At 39.2% G+C, this 1588-nt stretch carries 3 protein-coding genes; 2 read left to right on the top strand and 1 reads right to left on the bottom strand.

The window, feature by feature from the left end:
• Both VLN09_RS01520 and VLN09_RS01515 read left to right on the top strand, forming a co-directional pair.
• The coding region (locus VLN09_RS01520) for a zinc finger domain-containing protein (RefSeq protein WP_325243399.1) at positions 1-432 on the top strand (432 nt) is incomplete at its 5' end.
• Between the two features lie 300 nt (positions 433-732).
• A complete protein-coding gene (locus VLN09_RS01515; RefSeq protein WP_325243397.1) occupies positions 733-1173 on the top strand; it encodes a hypothetical protein in 441 nt (146 codons plus the stop codon).
• Between the two features lie 98 nt (positions 1174-1271).
• On the opposite strand, the gene VLN09_RS01510 is transcribed toward VLN09_RS01515, so the two are convergent.
• The coding region (locus VLN09_RS01510) for an MscL family protein (protein ID WP_325243395.1) at positions 1272-1588 on the bottom strand (317 nt) is incomplete at its 5' end.

Below are 1588 nucleotides of genomic sequence, written 5' to 3'. Positions count from 1 at the left end.
CTCATCCAGCGCAGCAGTCAGTTTACTCAAAATCAACAAAGTAAATCACTTAAAAAGCAGCCTGTCAAACGAGCTATTAAGTCGGTCATTATGGAGCAGCAAGTCGTCGTCGGCGTGGGTAATATTTATGCAACTGAGAGTTTATACCTCTCAGGTATTCATCCTGCTACTCCAGCTAACCAGATATCATATGAGCAAATAGTAATTTTGGTCGCCCATATCAAAACGATTTTACAAAAAGCAATCAAACTTGGCGGTTCAACACTACGTGACTTTACGGTTGCTGATGGTCAAACAGGCTATTTCCAGCAAACCTTGAACGTCTATGGCAGACAAGGTGAAACTTGTCTGCACTGCAATTCAGTGTTAGAGAATATCAAGCTTAATGGACGTGCCAGTGTCTACTGCCCTCTTTGTCAGCCAATCGATTAGATTTAGATTTCTCAACATTAATTTTTGTATTCAATATTAATTTCAGTAGACCGGGTCGCCTTTCTTTAGCTGCTTGTCATTAGAGTAGAGCGATGAATAAACATATCCTCATATGCTGTGCATTTTTGTTGCTTATTGACCTACATATTGCTTTAATAGAGCCAGCATTTACACAAACAGTGCAAAATATTTATTTATCAGTAATATATATGTCGTTTATCGTTGCCGTGATATCTCTATTTCTGTGGAGAAATAGCAGCAACCATTTATCATACTACTTATGAGTTTTAGGATATCATTATGACTGCTCAAGCTAACACCCAATGCACCGCAAAATATAAGCTATTAACGGTTATGGTAAGTGCCAGCTTAGCTTTTGCAAGTATGCAACCCGCTTTGGCAGCGATAGAGATTGATGAAACAGATTTTGGTCCCTCTTATGAAACGATGGCTGTAGATACCGTTGTTGGCAAGCCATTACAATTGATAGCTGCCGTCGCAGGCACAGCGGCTTATATTGTCAGTTTACCCTTCTCTTTAATCGGTGGTAATGCGGAGCAAGCACAGCAGAAGCTCGTTGTTGAACCATGGAATTCCATGAGTCGCTGCTTAGGCTGCACGGTCGCTGAAGACAACTATTATAAGTCGCAAGTCGTTGACAATAATGTGGTACGTATCGTGGTTGATCAGCCATCCGAGATTATTATTAATACCAATGATTATGTTGTCGTTAGACCTTAAACATGAATACAATTAAGTTCCTATAAAAAATCCAATTAAAAAAGGCTAACGTTATGTTAGCCTTTTTTATTTTTCAAATAAGAATCAGAGAAGTAAGATTACTTATTGATATTACCAAGCTTGGCACTGATTTCACGCAGCAACTGCACTTCTTCAGAAGGTCCCACTACTTTCTCCACCACTTCATCTGCACGGCGCAATCTATTGACCATTTTTACCATCATAAAAATAATAAACGCCAAAATTAAGAAGTTAATCAGCACTGTAATAAAGCTACCATAGGCTAATACAGGAACTCCTGCTTCTTTGAGGGCATCATAAGTCCGCGCCACACCTTCGGGCGCATCACCTAATATCAAAAACATATTCTTGAAATTAATTTCACCGCCAGCAATAAAAGAGATGATAGGAAGAA

The organism is Psychrobacter sp., assembly GCF_035469765.1.
Classification (GTDB): domain Bacteria; phylum Pseudomonadota; class Gammaproteobacteria; order Pseudomonadales; family Moraxellaceae; genus Psychrobacter.
The sequence above is the reverse complement of the archived record's forward strand: the minus strand, read 5'-3'. Positions and strand labels throughout refer to the sequence as shown.